We start from the raw sequence: 24,628 nt of genomic DNA on the forward strand, positions 1-24,628 counted from the left end.
TTTATTGTTTTGGCTTAATAGCCACAAAATCTTTTAAATAATAAGGTTCAAAATAAGCTACATCTTCAAAAGCATTATTTTTAAACTTTTCAAACGCCAACACACTCATTTCATTTGCCGATGGTAACTTACCTTCTATAAACACTGCATTAGGGTTACTTATAAGTTCCTTTGTTTTAGTTACACCATCACCAATAAAATGCACTGTACCTTCATTTAAGTACTGTACAAATGATGCCTCATTTAAAACTTGTGCTTGTGTGTCTCTAATTTGGCTTTGTGCTGCATTAAAAATTGCTGAATATACCTCTAACCTTCTGGCATCTAACATGGCAACTACGACACCCGTTTCAATATTAACTTGTTGTGCTAAAACAGATAATGTTGGTACTGAAATTAAAGGTATGTTTAACGCAAAGGCTAAACCTTTTGCTGCAGAAACACCTATTCTTAAGCCTGTATATGAACCTGGGCCTTTGCTTACCGCTATGGCATCTAAATCTGTTTTTTCAATATTAGCTTCTTTTAAAGCTTCATCAATAAATACATGTAATTTTTCGGCGTGTGAATATCCGTTTCTACTATCTTCTTTTAACGCAATGGTTTTTCCTTCTTTTGAAACAGACACTGAACAATTTGTAGTTGCCGTTTCTATGCTAAGTATTAAAGCCAATTTCTTTTTAATTTAATAACGTTTTACCCATGTAAAAGTCTAAAATTTTTGTTTTAAAAACAAAATCGTATTTAGCATTTATTAAAGATGATTGTGCATTAATAAAACGAACCCTAGATTGCTCTAATTCAAAAACATTCATAACCCCAATATTATAGCGTTCTTGAGCGTTATTAAAGGCTAATTTTTGCGATTCTAATGATTTTTTACTGGCTTCATACGTTTTAAAAGCTGCTTGGGCATCAGTAAAAGCGCGTTGTATATTAGCTTCTAAATCTATTTTAGCTTGCTGTAAATTTAATTTTGAATTTTCTTCTTGAATTTCAGATTTAGCTACCGATGTTTTATTTTGATATCTTGAAAAAATAGGCACATTTAAACTTAAAGAAAACCGGTGAGATTTCTGATCATTTAATTGCCTAAAAAACGATGCTTCATTTTCTAATAAGTTTGAAAAGAAAGCATTTGAACCAAACCCGTAATTAAAACTTAATATTGGGAAATAACCAGATTTTGAAATTTCTGTACCCAAGGTTGCGTTTTCAACACGCTTTTCGGCTGCTTTTATTTCATTTCTATTCTCTAGTGCATATGCTAAAATTGGTTTAATATCACTGTACAACAAGGCTTCTGAAGGTGTATCTATTTCTAATAATTCTACATTAAAACCTTCAAAAGGCAACTGTAATAATTGTGATAATGTTAGTAATGCTAGGGTGTAATTATTTTCTGCCACCGTAACATTTTGTGCATCATTGGCTAAAGTAGCCTCAGTATCATAAATATTAACTCTTGGTTGCACACCGGCATCAACCAATTCTTTTACTTGTTCTAATTGTTTTTTTGAAAATTCATACTGTGCTTTAGCAGCTTCTAAATTCTCAATATTAAATAAAACATTTAAATACGAATTAACAACGTTTAATGATATATCGTCCTTAATTCTATCTAATTCTATTTTACTTGTTTCTAGATTTAATTTAGACTGTTTGTAAAGGTTAGTTAACCTAAACCCATTAAATATTGTTTGGTTAGCACCTAAACCTATACTGGTACTATTATCTGTTCTATCAACAAATTGACCTGGAAACAATTCTCTATTTCCCAAACTTAAATTTTGATTTATGTTTGCATTAACCGATGGTAAAAATTGCCCTTTTGCCGCAATTACATCTTGCTCACCAGACAACAAATTGTTTTCACTTTGCTTTATGGTAATGTTATTTTCTAAAGCGTGATTTACACATTCTTGTAATGTCCATTTTTTTTGCTGCGCAAATGTTTGTGCTATAAACATGCAAAATAGCGCTATAAAAAGTTGTTTTTTCATTGATGTGTTAGTCTTTATCTTCATCTTCCTTTTTATTGTCTTCTTCAGAGGCTTTGTTCCAAACCTTTATTTTGTCTCCTTCTTCAACACCTTCAATAATTTCAATATTTATCCCGTCGGAAATACCTGTCTTTACGTTTTTCTTTTTAAAAGCCCCATCTTCTTTCTGAATTTCAACAAAGGGTTTATCGGTAATTCGGTTGTATTGTAATAAAGCTTCTTTAATGGCTAAAACACTGTCTTTTCCTTCAATATCAATTTCGGCATTGGCACTGTAACCAGCTCTTACATTAGTGGTTTCGTCTATTGTAACGTTAGCTTTAATTGTAAACTGTACGGCACCGTTTTCTTCTTTACCTTTAGGAGCAACAAAGGTTAAGGTTGCCGGAAATTCTTTATCATCAATAGCACCAAGTACCACACTAATTTTTTTGCCTTCTTCTAGTTTTCCAACTTCAGATTCATCAACTTTTCCTTCAAAAATCATATTGCTCATATCGGCAATAGTTGCAATGGTTGTACCGGCGTTAAAATTGTTACTTTGAATAACTTGATCACCTTCACGTACAGGAATTTCTAAAATTGTACCCGATATTTGAGCTATAATATTTGTGTTTGCAGAACCGCCACCAGATATTGACCCGCGTTTTATAATTTGGTAATCATTCTGTGCTTGAGCTAAAGATTCTTTTGCTTGGTTGTATGATAACTCACTATCTTCAAAGTTTTGTACTGAAATTACACCTTTATCAAATAGTTTTTTATCTCTTGAATATCTAGTTGAAGCGTTTTCAAATGATAATTTTGCTGTTGCAATTCTACTTTTAGCATTTGCTAAACTTTGTTCATTAGGTACTACTCTAATTTTTGCAATTAAATCTCCTTTTTTTACAACATCACCTTCTTCAACAATAATTTGGTCTACAATACCCGAAATTTGTGGTTTTAATTCAATTTCTTCTTCTGGATTTAATTTACCTGTTGCAACTGCTTTTGTATTAATTGCTGTGTAAAATGGCTCTTGTACTTTAAACTCTTCAATAGCTTTAGAGTTGGCACTTACAAAATACTTTAACACAAATGCCAGTAGCACAATGGCTACTAAAACAAAAATAAGTTTTACTGTTTTATTCATTTTTTTTGATTGTTTATTCTTCTCTTAATGCTTCTATTGGTTTTACGCTTGTTGCTTTAAAGGCTGGTATTAAACCAATTAATGTACCTAATACCACCAATATAAATAATGCTATAAAAACTACTAAAATTGATACTGATGCGTTTACTATGGCAGCATCATCACCTTGACCAAAAAGATGATCTAAAAGTATTAATATCCACCCGCCTGTTATAATACCTAAAATACCCGCAACTAATGTTAAAAAAACGGCTTCAACCACAATTTGTCTTTTAATTTCAAAAGGTGTTGCCCCTAAAGCACGCCTAACACCAATTTCTTTGGTGCGCTCTCTAACGGTTATTAGTAATATATTACCAATAGCAAAAACACCAGCTATTAAGGTTGCTATACCAACAAACCATGTTAAAAACTGCATGCCCGTTAAAAAACCTGTTACTTTACCAAACTCTTTTCCTGCGTTGGCGCTACCAAAGGCACGTTTATCATCTGGGTGAATGTTGTTTAAATTTTTAAGTAATAATTTACTGTCTTGTTCAATTTGAACAATGTCATAATCTGGCTTTCCGGTAATCATTACCCAACCTATTTTGTCACCTTGATTAAATATTTGCTGAAATGTGGTAAAGGGTATGTGCATATCTATGGGCGGCCCCATATTTACATTTGATAGTTTGTGCACACCAATAACTTTAAAATTTATGTTGTTTATTAAAATGTATTGCCCTACAGCTTGTTCTTTCTTTTCAAAGAGTTGTTTGTAAATATCTTCGGAAATAACAGCCACTTTGCGTTTGTTATTAATGTCATTTTGATTGATAAAGCGTCCGTTTAGCAGTCGTTTTTTTTCAACCATATCAAGTAACGGATAATCGCCCGCTACTCTAAAATTACCTGATTGAAATTTACGAGTTACACTTGTTTGCCTTAAGTTTCTGGGTACTACAAACTCAATACCTTCAATATTTTCTTCAACCTTTTTTGTATCGGTTAACGATAGTTGAACGCGTCTGCCTTCTTGAAACCCTTTAAAGGGTATACCAGTACTTTGCCCCCAAATAAACACACTGTTTGTTGCAAAATCTCCAAATAGCCTGTTAAATGCATTTTCTAAACCTCTGGCAGAACCTAATAACCCAATAAGCAGTAAAATACCCCACCAAACGCCAACCATAGTTAGCACAGACCTTAATTTGTTTTTGCTAAAGCTATCAAAAACTTCTTGCCAAGTATCTCTATCAAATAAAAACTTAAACATATTAATCGTTTCTTAAGGCTACTATTGGTTTAATTCTTGATGCTTTTTTGGCTGGAAAATAACCTGCCAATGCACCTGCTAATATTAGGGTTAATGTGGCGCCAATTACTAAACCACTACTAACGCTGGGGTCTTTTATAAAATAGGCCTCTAAATAGGGTGCAACCAACTCTAAAACACCCATACCTATTAGCAAACCGAAATAGCCCGCTATGGCCGTTATTAAAATAGATTCTATTAAAATAATGGATACTATAGATTTTGGCGAAGCACCCAACGCCTTTCTAATTCCTATTTCTTTTGTACGTTCTTTAACAATAAATATCATAATATTACTTACCCCAACAATACCCGCTATTAAGGTACCAAAACCTATTATTAATATTATAAAGCTCAAACCTACCATCATTTGGTTAACAGCTTTTGTGCCTTCTGCTAAATTAAAAAGCCTTATGGCACGTTGATCATTTTCTGCAACACTAAATTTATCTTTTAAAGATTTTGTGATGGAGTTTCCAAAATTAATGGCAGCATCATAACTTAACTTTGGGTTATATGTTAGGTGCATCATATCTACAAAATCATTATTACCATACACAAATTGTGCTGTAGTTAAAGGCATGTAAATTACGCTTTCTTCATTATCACCTTCATCATCAGTAAAAACACCTACTATTTTATAAGGTATGCCACTTAAATCAATGTATTTGCCAATAGGGTCTTCTTTTATAAAAAGTTCTTCTTCAACTACTTTACCTATTACAACTACTTTGGTTTTATTATCTAAATCATGTTGGTTAATGTAGCGACCAGATTTAATTTTATTGTTTTCAATAAACATATATTCTGGATGAATTGCTCTAAGCTCATAATTGTTTCTCTCGCCTTTGTATGATGCGCTTGCATTTCGGTTTACTTTTGATGTGATGTATTGCACTTTATCTCCAAACTCATCTAAAAGCATATTATAATCTTCATCTTTAAACTGAATACGTCTGCCTGCTTGTAACCCTTTATGCGCTTTGGTTGTTCTACCAGGAAAAATCATAATAGCATTTCTGGCATCAGAACCAAATGCCTCTTTAAATGTGTTTTGCAACCCGTTTGCTATACCAAACAATATGGCAAAAAGCAAAATAGCAAATGCTATTGTAAACCCAGAGAGTAAACTACGGGTTCTGTTTTTGTTAATACTTTGAAATATTTCTCTCCAAAGGTCTAAATCAAACATATTGGCTAGCTCTAACTTGTGTTACTGGTTTATCTTCCATTATTACGCCATCTTTTAGCCTAACAATACGTTTGCACATACTTGCAATATCTTCTTCATGTGTAACCATTAAAATGGTTTTTCCTTCGTCATTTAACTGCTGAATAAACGCCATAATTTCATGAGATGTTGCAGTATCTAAAGCTCCTGTTGGCTCATCGGCCAATAGTAGTTTAGGGTTTGCTGCTAAAGCACGTGCAATGGCTACACGTTGTTTTTGTCCGCCTGAAAGTTCTTTTGGTAAATGATGTGCCCAATCTGCCAACCCTACTTTTTCTAAATGAAACAAGGCTTTCTCTTGTCGTTGTTTACGCTTCATACCCTGATAATAAAGTGGTAAAGCCACATTTTCTAGGGCATTTTTATAATTTATAAGATTGAAAGATTGAAAAATAAACCCTAAAAACTTATTACGGTAAACAGCTGCTTTTTTTTCGGTAAGGTTTTTAATTGGAAGTTCATCAAGAATATAGTCTCCTGAATCTGCTTCATCTAGCATACCAATAATATTTAAAAGTGTAGATTTACCTGAGCCCGAAGACCCCATAATTGCTACCATTTCGCCCTCTTTTACAGAAAGATTAATGCCTTTTAAAACGTGTAAACTAGAATCTCCAATGGGATAGGATTTGTGCAAGTTTTTTATTTCTAACATTTCTTGATTGGTTATGGTGTTATTAGCGCACTTAAAAATTAGACTACCAACACAAAGAAATGTTACAAAAACCGTGCTAAAAAGTTTTTATTATTTTTTTAACGTTCTGAATTTCTTATAAATAACAAAAATAATACCTCCAACAAGTACATATGGTATTGCCATTAAGTATACAATACCATCATTAATACCCTCGGCAACACTTTTTGTTTCTTCACTTTCTAAAACCGCTCTACACATGGCGCATTGTGCATTACTTTTTATAAAAAAGAATAAGAATGTTATATATAAAATAGTAGTTCGCTTCATTTAATTAAATGTATTAATAGTAAGGCGAAATCATAATGTAAACAACAACGCCTGTTACTGCAACATATAACCATAAAGGAAATGTTATTTTTGCTATTTTTTTATGCTTTTCAATGTTATTTGTTATGGCTCTAACATAAGTAATAAGTACAAAAGGAATGACAGCTACAGATAGTATTATGTGTGTTATTAAAATAAAATAATACAGATATTTTATAGAACCTTCTCCACCAAACTTTGTAGAATCACTGGTTATATGATACACTATGTACATTAATAAAAACAGCACTGAAAGCCCAATGGCTACTTTTATTAAACGCTCATGTAGTTTTATTTTTTTATTTTGAACAGCAATGAATGCTAACACCAATATTAATGCAGTAATTGCATTGACACAAGCATAAATTGGCGGTAAAAACACCGGTAATTTTGCTGGAATTTTAATACCAAAAAGCGCAGCAACTGCTACCGGAATAGCTATTGATAAAATTACAATTAGTTTATTGTACTTTTTATCATTCATAACTTCTTTATTGCTCATAACTTATAATTTGTTTTTAACATTAAAAAAACATATTCAAATAATTAAAATGGTATTTAATTTATTCGTTTAATAATTTTTTTATGTCTTCTTTTAATATACTTATTTGCTCTCTTTGTCCATCATCATTTACTTGCTCTTTTTCAGTAACAATACCATTGTAGTAAATAATTGGATTTCCAAATTCATCTTTTCTAGAGCGTATAAACCCATTTTTATCAATTAATGCAAAGTTTCCTGAGTGTTCAAAACCTCCTTCAACTGCAGCATTTTCGGCGGCATAAATATAAAAACCATCATTAGCTAATTTGTAAATTGCTTCTTTTTTGCCTGTCATTAAATGCCAATTTGGGTTTGTTATGCCATATGTAGTGGCATAGTCTTTTAAAACAGAAACAGTATCATAATCTGGATTTATTGTGAATGATGCTACGCCAAAGTTTTCAAAATCTTTAAACTCATTTTGTACTTCAACTAAATTAGTATTCATTACAGGGCAAATTGTTGGGCATGTGGTAAAGAAAAACTCAATTACATATACTTTTCCTAAATAATCTTTATTGGTAATGGTTTTACCATTGTGGTTTGTAAAGCTAAATTCTGGCACACGCCTATTACCATTTTCTCCTTTAATAAAAACTAAATCTGTGGCTTGCTTACCTTTTTCTCCCGCATAATCACTACGGCTTTCTTGCCTTGTAATATCACCTTGATTAATTCTATCTACAATTCTAGGCACGAAAATTATACCAAATACTAAAATAATAAATGCAATACCTATGTATGAATAATTAGTTTTTTTGCTCATGTTTTAATTGTTAACGGCTTTTAAATCGTTGGCTCGCCTAATTGTAGAGTTAAATTCTCCTTTTCGTTTTTGCCTATATTCTGTAAATAAAATACGTACATCTTCGCTCATTTTATTTTTTATAGTTGCTACTTCTATACAGTTGTAACTATATAGACCAAAAACTGGTACGTTTTTACTTTTTTGGTTGTCTTCTCTATTATCAATTCTACCGCGTTGGTTTAATTCTTTATCTATAATAAATACATTTTCAGTAGATAAATCATTTGCTAAAGGTTTTTCACTTTTTAAACTTGCGTATAGCTTATTTATACTATTTGGTGTGCCATATACAAAATGCCAATATTTTAAATCTTCATATTGGCTTATTTCTTTTTTAAGTTGCTCAGCTTGTTCTTCTGTTCCGTTTGGTAAAACTATTACTATTTGAAATTTTTTAAACCCTTTAAACTTATCGTAAACTAATTCTTTTAAGTTTGAAGCTGTGGTAGTTTTAAGCATTGGTTTATTGCCTAAAAACCCTAAAACGGTAATGTTATCTTTTAATGTTACATGCGTTTCTTTAGTTGATGAAAAATTGCTTATTTCAATAACATTTTCGTTTACAATATCTAACGGATTATAATTGTGTGTTGCAGGATATAGTAGCAATAAAAAGGTTACTGGAAGAAAAAATAAAACACCCAAAATAGTGTATCTGCCTACTTTTTTTAAATTCATTGCCTGTTTTTTTGGGTTGAAAATATATTTATACAAAAATAAAAAAGGTGGTTATTATAACCACCTTTTATTATATATTTTAACATTTAGCATTCAATACTTTGCTCTGTGGCTATAGCTTGAATGTTAATGGTTTGTTTTATTAAAAATCTCTTTTTATAAAACCTTCGTCATAAACTTTGAATACGTAACCACCTTCTTGTAATAAAATGAAGGTTAAGTAAAGTATTAAGAAAACACCTGTCCATACAATTACGCGTCTTAAGCCTTTGGTTTCATCACGTAAGTGCATAAAATCCCAGGCTATGTAATAAGCTTTTACAATGGTTAAGATAATAAAGATCCAGTTAAGGCCTTTCATACCTAAAATGCTTCCCATTAATACATCAGGCTTATAAATACCTAATACAACCTCAATAGCTGTTACAAAAGATAAGAATGCTAATACACCCCAAATTTTTTGTGTGTTAGACTTGAATTTCCAAAGTCCTCTAAAAATTTCTAATTTATGTTCGTGTGCCATGTTGTTTTCTTTTTGCCTTTAGCGTATTGCTTTGGGCGCCATATTTATTTTTTAAACTAGGTAGAAGAATGTAAATACAAATACCCAAACTAAATCTACAAAGTGCCAGTAAAGACCAACCTTTTCAACCATTTCGTAGCTTTTACGTCTTTCGTAAGTTCCTAATACTACATTAAAGAAAATGATAATGTTAAGTACAACTCCTGAAAATACGTGAAAACCGTGGAAACCTGTAATAAAGAAAAAGAAATCTGCAAATAATGGCGAGCCATATTCGTTTACGTGAAGGTTAGCGCCTTCAACAACAGCTTTACCGTTTTCCTTTAATTGTTTTATAGATTCTGCTCTTGTTAAAACTGTTTTATGCCCTTCTTCAGTTAGGGTTTGTGTTCTAACTAAAATATTGTCATGCTTTTCTAAACCGTGTAATACTTCTTCAACGGTGTATGTTGGCAATGTTCCTTCAGAAACAAACCAAAGTCCGTTATCTCTTTCGTGTTGAGTTCTATCTGCATCGGCATTTGCAACTACAAAATCTTTTAGCGCTACTCTGTGCCCTTCAGTATCTACAAATTGTAAAATGTTACCTCCTTTTGTTTGAATGGCACCGTAATCTCCTTTGATAAATGTTGCCCATTCCCATGCTTGCGATCCTACAAATATTAAACCACCAATAATGGTTAAAAACATGTAAATTGTAACTTTTGCTTTATTTAAATGATGACCAGCATCAACAGCTAATACCATTGTTACTGATGACATTATAAGTATAAACGTCATAAAAGCCACATAAATCATTGGTAGCTCTTGCCCATGTAAAAATGGTACGTGGGTAAATACTTCATCGGCTATTGGCCATGAATCAATAAATTTAAATCTTGAAAATCCATAGGCTGCTAAAAAGCCTGAAAATGTCAATGCATCAGAAACGATGAAAAACCACATCATCATTTTACCGTAACTTGCCTTTAACGGTTCATTTCCTCCACCCCAGGTTTTTCCTTCGGTTTCAACATTTACAACTGTAGTACTCATAAGTAATGGTTGTTATTTTATAAAGTTGCACAAAAATAATCAATTATTCTTTTTTACGAAATATAAGCTTCAAATTTTAAACTATGATAATTATCAGTTTGAGTATTTTTTGTGTTCTACTATTTTTTTTGATAATTATATTATTTTACTATCCAACAAAATATAAGAACAATAGTAGGTAAACCCATAGTATATCAACGAAATGCCAAAATGTGGCTGACAGTTCAAAACCTAGCATATTTTCTTGTGTATACTTTTGTTTAAAATGATTATAAATTACAACAATTACACTTATTAAACCTGCTGCCACGTGTAATATGTGCATTACTGCAATTAAATAAATGTAACTCATGGTTACATTACTTGTTGGCCCTGTAAAATTGTAACCTAAATTTATAATTTGTTGAAATGCTTTAAACTGGAAAAACACAAATGCAACCCCTAAAATTAATGTTGCTAATAGTAATATGGTTGTTAACGCTCGGTTATTTTGTTTTAAGGCTTTTTTAGCCAAAATAAAGGTTAGGCTACTTATTATTATTAGCGCTGTGCTAATTATGAATGCATTGGGCAACTGAAAATCTTTTAACCAATCTGGCCTAGAACTACTTACAATAAAAGCACTAGTCCAACCCATAAAAGACATTATTAATGAAATAATACCAAACCACAGCATCATTTTTTTGGCTCTTTCATTTTTTTGTTTTGCTGTTCCTTGTGTTAAATCCATAAGTTATTATATAAATTTATCAATTACATATATTATTTGAACCAGAGTAATGTACAAAACACTAACAAGCATTAGCTGTCTTGCTGCCTTTGAGGTCATTTCTTTAAACAGTTTTATTGCAAAATTTAACATCACTAAACCTGCTAAAAAAACTAAAATAGCGGCTACAACAGAGAGTTGTAACTTGCCAGTAAACCCAAACACAGGAATGATTGATACTATAATAGTCCAGATTGTGTACATTATTGTTTGTACAGCAGTACCTTTATCTTGCTTACCGGTTGGAAGCATTTTGAATCCTGCCTTTTCATAATCTTCGTATAAAAACCAACCTATAGCCCAAAAGTGCGGAAATTGCCAAAAAAACTGTAGCGCAAAAAGTGTTCCTGGTTCTATACCAAAATCATTTGTAGCTGCCACCCAACCTAACATAAATGGAATGGCTCCTGGTATGGCTCCTACAAAAACCGCTATTGGCGTCATGGTTTTTAAAGGCGTATAGGCACACGTGTATAAAAATATTGAAATAGCACCAAACATGGCTGTTTGCTTGTTTATGGTGTACAATATTATTATTCCTAAAAGTGTAAAGATTGATGAAATAACAAATGCTGAAGTAACAGACATTCTACCTGAAGGTATTGGCCTATTTTTGGTACGATTCATTAAAGCATCTAAATCTTTTTCTATAATTTGATTAAAGCCATTTGAGGCTCCTACCATAAAATATCCACCTAACGCTAATAGAATAAGTGTTTTTATATCAATAGTTTCAACCCCTAACAAATAGCCTGCAAGTGATGAAAACACAACGCTTAATGACAAACGCATTTTTGTAATTTCTTTAAAATCTGAAATTACCGAAGGAGTTACAGTTGATGATTTAGACCTTGCCAATGCTTAATTGTTTTGCGAGTGCAAAGATACTCTATAAAAGTGTTTTGGCAATGAGTTTATTACAAAATAAGAAACATATTGAGCATAACTGTGTTAAAAATCAAAATACCAATTAAACAAATCTGTTCTTAAACCTAAATTAAACCATACCGTATTGTTTTTGAATGTGGTGGATGTAGTGGCGCTAGGATTAAAATTTCTTACTGAAATATCTGCAAATAATTTTAAGTTTGAAGCCGGATTAACTACATAACCTGCCTGTAAATTGCCATAAAATATATTGGTTTTAATACCCTGAGTTACTTTAACACCTGTATCAAAAGGCCTATCATTGTAATCTCTGTAAATATCGGCACCGTAACTAAAGTTATCTGTTCCGTTATTATAATCTAACCCTTGTGAGCCAAAAATAAGTTTTGCATCAGCAAACCAACGGTTTAAACGGTATCTTCCTATTAAAATTAATTCTGAAAAGTTTGCGCCCCATAAATGTGCTAACGATTGATTATTATGCCCATAATTTAAAACAATAGTGTTGTGTGAATAGGTGTAAGGCCTAATACGATTATATTCAAATTGTAGCATTAAATTATTAATTTTAAATGCATTGTAATATTTCAAACCTATTTGATAGCCATATTTATTTTTCCAGCTTTTTTCTCCACCTTTTATATCGCTTAACGAAAATTCATCTAAAATAAATTGTCCGTAAGCATTAATATTATCTGTAAACTTATATTTAGCCGTAGCACCCAAAAGCGCATTTCCGGCACCTTGACCAGTTTCAAACTCTATGGCTCTGTAAAAAATTATTGGGTTTAGGTAGTTTACATCAAAACCTCTATCATTACTATTAGTCCATAGTACCGATTCAAATAAACCTAAGTTAAAACGTTTTGACACATTCCAGCTTAAATAATGGTTAGCTACATATTTGGTTAAAAACGCCTTGTCTTGTACCACCTCGTCTCTTACATCTTTCATCCACATAAATGTGTTTGTATATTTAAGTTTCCAAAACTTGGTATTTAGTTTTAAAAACGGATGCGGACTAGCAACATCACTTAATAATAAAGAACGATAACCATCACCTATAAAATTTTTACCGTGCCCAAACTGAATGTTTAAAAAATTTGTGGGCGAATATGATAAATAAGCTTCGGCAACCGGATAATCATAACTATCTGTTTTAAAACGTTTAGCAATACCACGCCCAGGAATAATAGCAGGATCTGGCCCAAAGGCCTTCAAGCTTTCGGAGTATCTATTAACATAATCGGCAAAACGCCCTTGACTTTCAAATACTGATGAATAAAAATTTAACTTTTTACCCAAGCCTCCTTGTACAACAAAGCCACGGGTATTATTATATGTGTTACCGCCTTCACTATCATTACCAACTTGTAAATCGAAAACAGGATCTATTGTAAACCAATAATTTTCACCTTGTAATTGCACCAAATGCTCGTTGAAAAGCTTTTTACCTACCCACGTTTTAGCTTGTTTTTTTAACTTATTTTCGGCTTCTTCAAAATTGTAATACTGCGAAACATCACTGTATAAAAATGGTTTTGATGCTGTATGGCTATTGGCTCCAACAATGTTAATTGCACGATCAAACTTAGCGTAATCACTGTGTACAAATTGCACATTCAACGCACTTGAGTAACGGTTGCTTGCGTATGGTTTTATAGCCTTATTAACCTCATTATATTCCTGTTTGGCTGCTTGTTCTAGAGTAGACAACTCATTAGTATTTGCTACTAAATTTTGGGTGTTTTTAGTTTGTTTTATTAACGGAATTTGAATTGGTACAGAATATTGTTTAAATGTTTTATAGCCATTATATGTGCCTGGTGTAATTTTTGGAAAACTATTAAAAACACGTTTTGCTTCAGCTTTTAATTCACTGTAAGCAGCATTAGTATACATTACTTTAAATGTGCCAGTTGTATCAACCTCAAAAAGCACTACTACTTTGCCTTTGTAATTATCATTTAAAACATTTTGTGGCACTTTAAAATTATTATAAATGAAGCTTGAAACTTGGGCATCAAAACACTGCTGTAAGCTACTAACATCAACCGTTTTGCAATCTGGAAAAATAGGTGGTTTTTCGTTGGATAATTGATTTTGAGAAAAGCTTTTTAATTGAACTAAAAGCAAACATAGTACAATGTATTTTGGCATAAAAGCGTAGTTTTATTTTTATGGTTGAAAGATAGTCATTTTTAAAAATACGGTTTTAGCTTACTTTAATAAAAAAACCGCTATCAGTTAACATGATAACGGTTTTATAGTTTTAAAATTATAGTGTTTAATTATGCACTTGAAACACTATTGGTAATGTGTACATTACACTTACATTTTTATTTTGTTGTTTACCTGGTATCATTTCAGGAAGCGTACCAATAACACGTTGTGCTTCTTTTTCTAAATCTGGGTGTGTACCACGTGTTTTTACGTCAATTATACGTCCTGTTTTATCAATTTTAAATTGCGTTTGAATAACTTGTTTTCCGTTTAATCCTAAATCAGTTCCAAGATCTGTATTAAATTTACGTTGAATGCGTTTATTAATTTTTTCAGACATGCATTTTTTACGTTCTAGGTTGTTTTTTGATTTTTCACAACCCGGATAAATTGGCACTACCTCAACAAAATCAAAAGGCAATGTTACTTCTTCATCTATATTAACCACAACCACATCATCAGGGTTTACTGGCGGGTTTTTATCTTCAATAGGTTCATCGGGTAAATCTAGAATATCCTTAGCAATATCAGTATCATCAGGCACTTCTTTAATTACCGATGCTTTCTTTTTTACTGCTTTATTAACAACTGGCTCTTCAAACTTAGGTTTTACGGGTGTTATTAAAGGAATTTCAATACTGTAAGTATCATCATCTACAATAAAATCACTGGCCAAATTGGGTATTTGGGTTTCAAATTTCATTTCAAAGAGGCCATATGCCATAAGTAAACACACTATCAACCCTACTTGAAAGTATAAGGTTGAGTTTTTTTGTAAATTTGCATCATGCTTGTGCGGTTTTTTCACAGCTTGAGCATTTTGCCGAATGCTGCTGTGAGATTCTTTACGATTTCTCATAATTATAGTTTAAATGTTAATATTATGATAAAATCACAATAAGCATACCAAAAAAGAAAACCCGCTACAATTTGTAGCGGGTTTTTATTTTATCATCTTTTTTCACCAAATTACGTTTTATAATCTGGCTAAAACAGTATATACTAATGTCTTAATCTTGTACTTGGAAGATAATTGGTAACGAATACGGAACATTTACCGGCTTACCACGTTGTTTACCTGGTTTCATTTTAGGTAACATACCTATTACACGTTTAGCTTCTTTTTCTAAACCTGGGTGTGGTGCTCTTGCACGAATACCTGTTACAGTACCTGTTTTGTCTATTTTAAATATTACGTTAATACGTTGTCTTCCTGATAAACCAAGGTCACTTGCTAACTCTGTATTAAACTTTTTATTTACAAATTGTGATATTTTTTTAGACATACACGCTCTTTTCTCATTGTTACTTCCTTTTTCACAACCTGGAAAAACTGGTACATTTTCAATTACAGCAAATGGTACATCAATATCTTCTTCTACTTCTTCTACCACAACCTCTTCTACTTCAACAATTTCTGTTTCTTGATCAACCTCAGTAGATTCAATTACGGTTTCTTCAACTTCAACTTCATCTTCTACAATTTCAATTACCTCAGGTGCCGCTGGTGGTGGTGGCGGTGGTGGTGGTGTTTGAATTTGTTCTGTTAATGGAATTTCTTCTTCATCTTCGGCTTCCATTTCTACCATACCTATATCTATGGCTGCTTTGTCATAGGTTTTGTAATTGATAGCAAAGTTTGTTAAAAATAACATTAATGCTAAACCAATTGCAAAGTATAAAGAACTGTTACGTCCTACGTTTGCTTTTGCGTTTTTCTTAAGTTCCATAATTTATTAGTTTATCAAGGTTGCTAAAATAACTATTTATTTACCAAAAAAGCAAGTGTTTATAAGTTTTTAATGTGTAAACTTTTAGTAAACCAAATTGCTGTTGTTGCTAATAGTGCTCCTAGTGTGTTTGCTAGTGCATCATAAACGTCTAACGCTCTGTATGCGGTTAGTGTTTGTTGTAATACTTCAATAATTATACCAAATATTACTGCAAATACCGCAGCATAAATTATTGATGCTTTAAATTTTAATTTGAAATGTAATAACAAGCTGTAAAACCATACTGTTGTTAATGCGGCATAGGCTCCAAAATGAAATATTTTATCAGCAAATGATATGTTTACTTCGGGCAAATTATTTAACCGCATTAAGCTTACCGCTGTTAAAAAAACGGTGTAACAAATGGCTACTGGTAGTATTACTTTTTTAAGCACCTATTAATGCTTTGTAATCATTGGCAGACATAAGGTTTTCTGCTTCTGAAAGATCGGAGCATTTTACTTTTATCATCCAACCATCACCATAAGGGTCTGAATTTACTTTTTCGGGTTCATCTTCTAATGATTCATTGAACTCAGTAATTTCACCTGATAATGGTAAAAATAAATCTGATACAGTTTTTACGGCTTCAACGGTTCCAAAAACCTCATCGGCAGCTAATGTTTCATCAACAGTTTCAACTTCTACGTATACAATATCACCCAATTCACTTTGAGCAAAATCTGTAATTCCTATGGTTGCTACATCGCCTTCTAATTTAACCCACTCGTGGTCTTTGGTATATTTTAATTCTGATGGAATATTCATGGTATAACTTAATTTATTTGTTCATCACAAATGTATTTAATTAAGCATATAATTCAAACACTTAATTATTAATTTCCAAAATTGTAACGTATAGTTAAACCAGACCTAATGGTTGTTTGCGGAAATGCGGTTGATATGGCATATTCAGAGAACGCATAATCAAAATAAAATATACCTGTTAGGTTTTTACTAAAGGCATAGTCTGCGGTGTATTTTAATGCCCAAATGGTTTGCCCCGAGGTTACTTGATTGTTTTCTAAATCTAAATATCTAATTATGGTTTTATTATCTCTTACTGATATATCTGCCTTCATATTTAAATCGCTCACTACGCGTTTTTTGGGGCCTGCTAGGTTTGATTTTATGCGTAAATCTTTTATTCTGTAACCCAAACCTAAAGTATACTCATTACCTTGTACTTCGGTTAGCAAGTTATTATCAAAACTTAAAGATAGCATGCGGTCTTTGGCTATTTCCAATAATACTTTTACCGAGTTTTTCATTTCAAAATCTATGCGCGCCAACGGACTAAAAGATTCTGTTAAATTAACACCACCAAACAAACGTTCGTTTTTGTAATTACCCGACTGATCTAGTGCTTGCTGTGGCTGGCTTGCATAAGTTACACCTGGTATTGGTGCTTGGTTATCATTTGGGTTGGTATTTAAATTTAGGTTGGTATTAAACTGGTTTATTGTATATGCTGAACGATACCCGTGGGTTAATGAAAAACGTTTGAAATGCTTTTTAAACCACTTAAATTTCATAAAGCCTGAATATTTTAAATCCCAGTTTGGTATGGGCACATCTCTAAAAGCACTGGTTTTAACTTTACTTGCGTCTTGCCCTGAATATGCAGCTAAAAACGCTGGTAATAATACTTTTTGATTGTTTTTACCAAAACCTAATGGGTAGCCATCTGTATCTCTACCATAGGCAACACCTGGACCATAGAATTTTTCGGCTAAACGCTCTGCTATTTCAAGCCTGTTAGCTCTAAATGTGTTAAAAGTTTCTGATGTTACCTCATCACTTGCACTAAAAGCTGTTTTAATTAAAACGGTTGAAATATTGTAGTTACCAAAGGTGTTTGGTGTTAATGATTGATACTGAAAATTACCTCCAATATTATTTACTCTAAAATTTTCAGTGTAATTTTCATAATATGTTCTGTTTCCTACTAAATCTATCTTTAAATCTTTTACAGGCTCTAAACTTGCCGAAAGATCTAATTGTTTTGTGTGCGTTGCTGTGTATTGTTGGTTAAACTCATCAAATAATGTTAACCATCCTTTTCTAGCTGCTAAATGCCTAACATCACTTTGGCTACCAAATGTAAACCCTAATGTTGGCCTTAGCGTACCTATAAAACCTGGTGTTTGTGTGTAACCTGGTAAAAAAGTACCATTATTTTCAGAATATCTTATTTGCATGCGTTTTATACTCGTTAATATATCAACACCTGCATTTAATAGTTTTGTTACCGATTGGTTTTTGGCTCTTGGTTGTGGCTTTTTCTTTCCGTTTGAAGCTCCAGGAGGTGTGCCACCTGGTGTTGTTCGGCTTCTAACGCGTTTTATTGGTTTTTTAACTAAGCCTATGTAACGGTAAAACCTATTCATATCTAACGATGCGTTGATATCATGCACGTTTGAGTTTTGAACTGTATGCACATCTTCACCAATAACTTCGCCATACAAATCTGACCCTTTTTGCCACTGGAAATTACCTGTGTACTGGTAAGTAGCATCAATAAAACTAAAGGTTGGTATTTTATTTATTGGTAACTGATAGGTTATACCTAAATTCTGGCTTTGCCTGTTAGGGTCTCCAGCATCAAACAAACCATCCCAAACATCAAGTCTTTCATCTTGCTCACCTCTAATTAAATTATCATCCTTAAAATAGTTTCTAACTATATTATTATTTGCGGCTGTGAAATTTAACTGTAAAGCATCAGTTAAATTGTAGTTTAATGTATATTGAAAATCGAAGGTGTAATTTCTTCGGAATAATTCTTCAACACCAATATTACCGCCTGTTAAATCAACTTCTCTAAATTTTTGCCTATTAAATTGCCTGTTAATATCTGTATTAACTGAAAAACTTGCAGGCAATAGGTTAAAATTGAAATCTTTTAATAATTTCCAGTATTTACCTGTAAATAGCGAATCATTCTTTTTGAATGGTTCAATTTTTATTGGGTTGAAATTAAATGCATAATTAGCACCAACGCGTACTGTTTTATTTACAGAGTTTTCTATTTCAAAATCTCTATGCTCAACCTTGTTATATGAATAGTTAAGCGTTAAGTTTTCAACATCATAAAAACGTGGTGTTTTATCTGTTGTACGGGTTTTTCTAACACCAATAAAGTTGATGCTTTGACGCCTTGTATAATCTTCTGACTGTTGCTTTATTGTTTCTTTTTCTTCTTCAGAATTTGCTGCATCTAATCTAGATTCTAATGTTAAATCTTTATAAAACTGATCGTATTTTGGTGTAATTAACTCTTCGCTTTGCGCGTAATTAAACGGCACCTGAATACCCCATTTTTTTGGTAACAGTTGCCCCAATTGCACATTAGTTACAACATCATATTGTTTAACGTCTTCTAAAGCACGCTGACTTGGCCCTTGCTCAATAGACCCAAAGCCTGAAGTACTTTGCCTACCAGTTGCACTTACATTTGCAAAATCTGCAATGTTAGAATCCATACTTACTACAGCGGCCCAACCTCCTTCGTTATCCATATCAGATAAACGTAACTCATTAAACCAAACCTCGGCACAAATATCATTTCTTGAGGTGGCATTTTTAACACCAACCATAAGTGTTCTAATATCTCCAAAATTAGGATTACCTTTTATACCAACCCTGTGTTGCCCTGAAACATATCCTGTAAATGGGTTTGATACCTCAACTAAACCACCATTAACTACATCATAAAAAGTAGGATCTTCATTACTAAGCGTAGCATTTGAAATACCTAACGCTTTTGCTTGCCCCAATACATCTATTGGTAAATTTATTTCATTAGCTTCTGGCCACAGACCATCTCTGGTGGTAGAGGTTGAAACTTCTAAAGGAATTTCTATTTGGTAGTAATTATCATTTAAATCGTTACCTATTCTAATAAAACCAACTACTTCATTATCGGTTAAACTTTGGCCTTCTTGTGCTTCGGCATGTAAAAACATACGTAAACGTTTAAATTGACGCATATCTACATTTATGTTTTTAAAAACACCTCTAGCATCTTGTGTTTCTAAATTACAAACGTTTACAACTAACGATTGCTCATTTTGCTCAACTACTGTATTATTATTAAACAGCTCTTCTGGCTCAATACCTGGTGGCCTTTCATAACTACCTTCGTTTTCTAAAGTACCTATAACGCCTACTGAAAAATCGGTTTGAGGGTCTTCAGGTGAAGGATCATTTTTATCAAGTGCTAGCGTGTAACGCCTCCAATCACTTCTAACTAAATCTAGAGTACCAAAACGGAACACTGTTGGCTGCTCAAACTCTTTTAAATACATACGTACAAAACGTACAGATCTTAAATCACTTATTCCTCCTACAGGCTTTACGTGGCTGCCTTCAACAGGTACGCGTAATAAATACCATCTTACACTTTCAGTATTTCCGTTAGGTAGGTTACGTGGTGTTACTTTAAAATCTCTTATAAACTCTCTAATAGGATTTGTTACGGGTAAGTTTTCAAACTCCGATTGGTTTTCGGGTAAATTTTCGCGTGTAATATCAAGCTCATATTCAAAATAACTATCAATGGTATTCATTGTGTTATCGCGGTTAATATCTTCAACATCTGGCTGCGTATTGGCGGCTCTTTGCGTATCAGAAAATGTATCGGGTGTATTACCTTCAACACCGTTGTAGCGTTTGTATCTATCAAAAATATTACCAGAGGCATCTAAAAAATAGCTATAATTATCATTTGCAGGATCATCTAAAGCCGCATAATTTGGGTTTAAATTCTCTCTAGTCACAAAGTCTCTTTCGGCATTATCACTATAACCATCATACCCAACATCTTGATTTGTACGTTGCTCTCCGTTAGTATCAAACGCATATATTAATGATTGGTTTTGAGGTGTTACTGTTCCCCAATCGGTGGTTGGCAATAAGCTAATATCGCCATCTTTTGGTAAGCCGTTTTCGTATAGTTTCTTACCATCTTTTATAATATCTTCAGAAATGTTACCCAAGTTAAAAACTAGTTTACCTCCTGGGTTTGTAGGGTTTTCTTGAAACGGATCTTGTAACCAAAACTCAATATACTCAACATTTTGCTGTTCAAAATCTGTTGATGTTAATTGGCGCGTAATACCTGCCCAACTTTGGCTTGGGTTATCAATAACACCATCGGCTGCTGATGACTCAAAGTTGTATGGCCCACGCTCTTGCGGATAATACGCTAAATCTAGTGTAAAAAGTACTGAGTTTTGCCCTTGTACCAAATCTCTATCTGGAAACAATTCATTAATAAAAACTCTACTTGTGTAAAGTGATGATAAATCATTATCATTAATGCCATCTGGTCTTCTGGCACTATAAAATATAGGGTCTATGGTATACCAGTTTAACATGGCTCTACCATAACCGTTTTCAATACCCGGGTTATCGTTACCTGGAGAATTAGTTAAATCTAATGGTCTACTTGATAAAAACCATGACTGTTGCGATCTTAAATCTATGGCATTTTGGGTACCTTCAAAATCATCAATATACGATGTAGCTTCGCCATTTAAGTTGGTACCTTTAGGTGAACCTGGTGCCAAATATGCAAATTCGCCTCTTAATGATAAGTTAGATTCGGCATCAGTATCAATATTTGGCAACTTATTAACTAACCGTGTTAAAAAGGGCACTTTAGTGGCATAATTACCATTAATACCAAAAATTGTATTATTAATAGGCTCTGTACCGTAATTAGCTTTTTGTGTTATAGGGCGTTCGTTTAGGTTTAAAAGTGTAGCACCTAAAACAAAATCGTCATTGAATTTGTGTTCAATATTTAAACCTGTAAAACGGCGTGTTTGTTGCCCAAAAACGGCATTATTTTCTGTAGAAACCTCAATAGGTGTGTTTGATGCTTTTAAAGCTTCATCTAAAATTTGAACACGCCCTAATTGATAATTTACCGTATAATCTACACCTTCAACCAACACACGGCCACCTGCAGTAACCCTAACCGAACCTCTTGGAACGTTAAATGCACCTAACGGTATACCATCATTTCCTGCAGATTTGTAGCGGCCTTTTAATTTAAATTTATTTTTTTCAATTTCATCTAAGGCAGCTGTTTTGGTTTCTTTATAAAGAATATCATATACATACTTTTGCTGGTCTGCGTTATAAGCAGCATCATTATCATAATCACCTCCACCTAAAACGTTAAATAGGTATTCACCAAAAGGTTCGGCACTGGTGAAAATAATTTTTCCACCCTCAGGAATTACAGTAATGCCTGGGTAAAAATCAAAGAAACCATCGCCTTTTGCCTGCGGATCATTATTAAAGTTAAGCTTATCTAAATTAAAAACTCTTAATAGTGGTACGTTTTGAAGTTTAGCATCTTCGGGTGTTGCACCATTAACAGTATTACCGTTAATATCTAACTCAAAATCTGCTCCTACTGGTGTAATAAAGTTTAATGGTGATGCTTCGTTATAAAAAATATTTAATGTAAAATCATCTTGACTTAAGTTATAAGCACCCGTGTCATAAATGTTTTTCATCATTAAATTCCAAACAGGTTCAGTAACGTTTGTTATACTACTTTTTAAAAGTTTTAAAACTAAGCTTGTATTTACAACATTGGTTACCTGCCCATTGTTATTAGTTTCAACATTGGTAGCGTCTATTCCATCATTAGCAAATTCACCAACTTGATATACCTGCCCACCAACGGTATATTGAAATGCTACGGCTAAAACCTCATCATTATTTAAACGTTGATTTAACGAAATATAACCTAACTGCGAGTTTAAAGTATACTCTTGTTGGGTTAACTTACGGGCATTTTCAAGCTTAGCATAATCAAAACCTTCTCTTACGTTTGAAACCGTGATACCAGATTGTACGGTAGTAATATCTCTAACAGCATTGGTTAGTTGTGAGCCTGCGCCACCAATATTTGTAGGATCAAAATCATTATTTAAGTTGTTTGGGTAGGCACCCGGACCTACATTTACAAAGCCTGCAGGTGGTGTATCTAAACCAATAACATCAGTTTCACCCAAATCTTGAAGCGCTACAATGTTTCTAACATTATCTGTTCGGTTGCTACGGTTGGTTATCCAAACTTCAATTCTTGTAATTTGAAGTCCTTTATTATTTATAAACGGATAGTTTTTTAACGAGGTGTCATACGTATCTTTAAAATACTGTGCTAAAAAGAAGTGCCTATTTTCATCATAATCTCTTATAAAAAACTCAAACTCTTCAACGGTTCCGCCACCTTGAGCTACAACTGTATTTGCTTGCGATTTTTGTTCAGAAAACACACCTGTTACTGTTGTTTTACCAAACTGTAATTGTGTTTTTACACCAAATAAACTTTGTGCGCCAGTTATTAACGAACTGTTTAATGGCATACTTACATTACCAACTTCTATTTTTTGAATGATATCATCTTCTGTTGGTGTGTATTCTAATTTTATAAGGTTTTGAAAATCAAACGATGCCTGTGTATCATAATTGGCATTTACTTGCAATCTTGTACCTACCTTACCTTGTAAGCTTAAATTGATGCGCTGATCAAAATCAAAAGTAAAATTGCTTCGGTTTCTTGGTGAAAATGCAGGATTATCTTGCCTTGAAAACAAAATACCTAAATCCATTTCAACAGATCCTTGTGGTATAATTTCAATGGAATTGCCTCCAAAAATACTTTCAAACAAGCCGGATTTTACATAAAACTCTGGTAACAAGTTTTTCTTACCCTCTTCATCATCTTTATTTCCACTAAAGGCATCTATTTTTTCTTGATAGTATGATTTTATGCTTTCTTTGGCTACTAAATCATAATACTCTTTTGGTGTTAATATTACCGGATATTTTAGGTTGAAGCTACCTATTTTTTCAGTATAAATATACCTATTTGTAACAGGATCATAGGTGTATTTAGACTCTACACTATTGGGGTTTGGCGATTTTATTGTACCCAAACTAAACCCTGTTTTTACAGAGTCTTGTGGTATTTGTTGTGCCCATACTATTACACTGCAAAACAGCATAAAAGCTAATAGTGTATATTGTTTTACAGATTTATAAAATTTGAGGTTGGTTGTGTTCAAAATACTTTTATAAATTTTTTAAGGCCTGTTTTATTATGGTTTCAACATTGGCGTCAGGCTCAGAAGCTACAATTTTATCAACCACACGTTCTGCCTGCTTTTTGGCAAACCCAAGCACTTCTAAAGCAGATAACGCTTCATCTTTGTTGGTATTGCCTTGGGCTACAGAAACTTCATCAATATCGTAAATCTTTAATATTTTATCTTTTAAATCTATAATTACCCTTTGTGCTGTTTTAGCTCCAATACCTTTAATAGATTGAATTAGCGCCACATCATTACCTGCAATACCTTCGCGCACTTGTTTTGGTGTTAATGATGATAGCATAGTACGTGCTGTACTTGCCCCAATACCACTAACTGATATTAAAAGTCTGAAAATTTCTCGTTCAGCTAAAGATGAAAATCCATAAAGTGTATGCGCATCTTCTCTAACTTGAAGATGCGTATAAAGCTTAAGATGGTCATTATCTGGAATTTGAGAATAGGTATGCAAAGAAATATTTATCATGTAACCTACTCCGTTACAATCTATAACAACATGGGTTGGATTTTTTTCAGTAAGTTTTCCTTGTATGTGTGTTATCATGTATATACCCTTAACTCACCAAATGTAATAAAATTAT

General features: G+C 32.8%; 21 protein-coding genes. All 21 read right to left on the reverse strand.

Annotated features, from left to right (window positions below; translation table 11 throughout):
• Position 1: 1 nt before the first annotated feature.
• Positions 2–673, reverse strand: coding sequence for a tRNA (adenosine(37)-N6)-threonylcarbamoyltransferase complex dimerization subunit type 1 TsaB (gene tsaB, locus FUA26_RS15380; protein ID WP_147138171.1), 672 nt, complete (start codon positions 671–673; stop codon positions 2–4).
• A gap of 7 nt (positions 674–680) precedes the next feature.
• Positions 681–2,003, reverse strand: a complete 1,323-nt coding sequence (locus FUA26_RS15385; protein ID WP_186826930.1) for a TolC family protein — start codon at positions 2,001–2,003, stop codon at positions 681–683.
• A gap of 7 nt (positions 2,004–2,010) precedes the next feature.
• A complete protein-coding gene (locus tag FUA26_RS15390; RefSeq protein ID WP_147138176.1) occupies positions 2,011–3,138 on the reverse strand; it encodes an efflux RND transporter periplasmic adaptor subunit in 1,128 nt (375 codons plus the stop codon).
• 13 nt (positions 3,139–3,151) lie between these two features.
• The gene (locus FUA26_RS15395) at positions 3,152–4,396 is read right to left on the reverse strand and encodes an ABC transporter permease (RefSeq protein WP_147138179.1); all 1,245 of its coding nucleotides are present in this window, start codon (positions 4,394–4,396) and stop codon (positions 3,152–3,154) included.
• 1 nt (position 4,397) lies between these two features.
• Positions 4,398–5,627: an ABC transporter permease gene (locus FUA26_RS15400; protein ID WP_147138182.1), complete on the reverse strand. Its 1,230-nt coding sequence runs from the start codon at positions 5,625–5,627 to the stop codon at positions 4,398–4,400.
• Complete coding sequence (locus FUA26_RS15405) at positions 5,620–6,321, reverse strand: ABC transporter ATP-binding protein (RefSeq protein ID WP_147138184.1); 702 nt, start codon at positions 6,319–6,321, stop codon at positions 5,620–5,622. The genes FUA26_RS15400 and FUA26_RS15405 overlap by 8 nt, the downstream gene beginning before the upstream one ends.
• Before the next feature lie 90 nt (positions 6,322–6,411).
• The gene (locus FUA26_RS15410; RefSeq protein WP_147138187.1) at positions 6,412–6,630 is read right to left on the reverse strand and encodes a hypothetical protein; all 219 of its coding nucleotides are present in this window, start codon (positions 6,628–6,630) and stop codon (positions 6,412–6,414) included.
• 13 nt (positions 6,631–6,643) lie between these two features.
• The gene (locus FUA26_RS15415; RefSeq protein WP_147138189.1) at positions 6,644–7,171 is read right to left on the reverse strand and encodes a DUF420 domain-containing protein; all 528 of its coding nucleotides are present in this window, start codon (positions 7,169–7,171) and stop codon (positions 6,644–6,646) included.
• A gap of 61 nt (positions 7,172–7,232) precedes the next feature.
• Positions 7,233–7,979, reverse strand: a complete 747-nt coding sequence (locus FUA26_RS15420) for an SCO family protein (RefSeq protein WP_147138192.1) — start codon at positions 7,977–7,979, stop codon at positions 7,233–7,235.
• A 3-nt stretch (positions 7,980–7,982) separates the two neighbouring features.
• Entirely contained in the window at positions 7,983–8,699 is a 717-nt protein-coding gene (locus tag FUA26_RS15425) for a hypothetical protein (protein ID WP_147138195.1), read from the reverse strand.
• Between the two features lie 142 nt (positions 8,700–8,841).
• Positions 8,842–9,222 (reverse strand): cytochrome C oxidase subunit IV family protein, encoded by a 381-nt coding sequence (locus FUA26_RS15430; protein ID WP_147138198.1) that lies wholly within the window; start codon positions 9,220–9,222, stop codon positions 8,842–8,844.
• A 51-nt stretch (positions 9,223–9,273) separates the two neighbouring features.
• On the reverse strand, positions 9,274–10,257 hold the full coding sequence (locus FUA26_RS15435; protein WP_147138201.1) for a cytochrome c oxidase subunit 3: 984 nt from the start codon (positions 10,255–10,257) through the stop codon (positions 9,274–9,276).
• A gap of 148 nt (positions 10,258–10,405) precedes the next feature.
• Positions 10,406–10,987, reverse strand: coding sequence for a cytochrome c oxidase subunit 3 (locus FUA26_RS15440; protein ID WP_147138203.1), 582 nt, complete (start codon positions 10,985–10,987; stop codon positions 10,406–10,408).
• 6 nt (positions 10,988–10,993) lie between these two features.
• Entirely contained in the window at positions 10,994–11,884 is an 891-nt protein-coding gene (gene cyoE / locus FUA26_RS15445; protein ID WP_147138206.1) for a heme o synthase, read from the reverse strand.
• A gap of 93 nt (positions 11,885–11,977) precedes the next feature.
• Positions 11,978–14,074, reverse strand: a complete 2,097-nt coding sequence (locus tag FUA26_RS15450; protein WP_147138208.1) for a gliding motility protein RemB — start codon at positions 14,072–14,074, stop codon at positions 11,978–11,980.
• 127 nt (positions 14,075–14,201) lie between these two features.
• On the reverse strand, positions 14,202–14,996 hold the full coding sequence (locus FUA26_RS15455) for an energy transducer TonB (RefSeq protein ID WP_147138211.1): 795 nt from the start codon (positions 14,994–14,996) through the stop codon (positions 14,202–14,204).
• Positions 14,997–15,147: 151 nt separating this feature from the next.
• The gene (locus tag FUA26_RS15460; RefSeq protein WP_147138214.1) at positions 15,148–15,867 is read right to left on the reverse strand and encodes an energy transducer TonB; all 720 of its coding nucleotides are present in this window, start codon (positions 15,865–15,867) and stop codon (positions 15,148–15,150) included.
• Between the two features lie 59 nt (positions 15,868–15,926).
• On the reverse strand, positions 15,927–16,238 hold the full coding sequence (locus FUA26_RS15465; RefSeq protein ID WP_186826931.1) for a VanZ family protein: 312 nt from the start codon (positions 16,236–16,238) through the stop codon (positions 15,927–15,929).
• Positions 16,239–16,296: 58 nt separating this feature from the next.
• A complete protein-coding gene (gcvH, locus tag FUA26_RS15470) occupies positions 16,297–16,677 on the reverse strand; it encodes a glycine cleavage system protein GcvH (RefSeq protein WP_147138219.1) in 381 nt (126 codons plus the stop codon).
• Between the two features lie 68 nt (positions 16,678–16,745).
• On the reverse strand, positions 16,746–24,002 hold the full coding sequence (gene sov, locus FUA26_RS15475) for a T9SS outer membrane translocon Sov/SprA (RefSeq protein ID WP_147138222.1): 7,257 nt from the start codon (positions 24,000–24,002) through the stop codon (positions 16,746–16,748).
• Between the two features lie 7 nt (positions 24,003–24,009).
• Positions 24,010–24,591, reverse strand: a complete 582-nt coding sequence (ruvA, locus tag FUA26_RS15480) for a Holliday junction branch migration protein RuvA (RefSeq protein WP_147138225.1) — start codon at positions 24,589–24,591, stop codon at positions 24,010–24,012.
• Positions 24,592–24,628 lie beyond the last annotated feature (37 nt).

This window comes from Seonamhaeicola algicola, assembly GCF_007997385.1.
GTDB classification, from domain to species: domain Bacteria; phylum Bacteroidota; class Bacteroidia; order Flavobacteriales; family Flavobacteriaceae; genus Seonamhaeicola; species Seonamhaeicola algicola.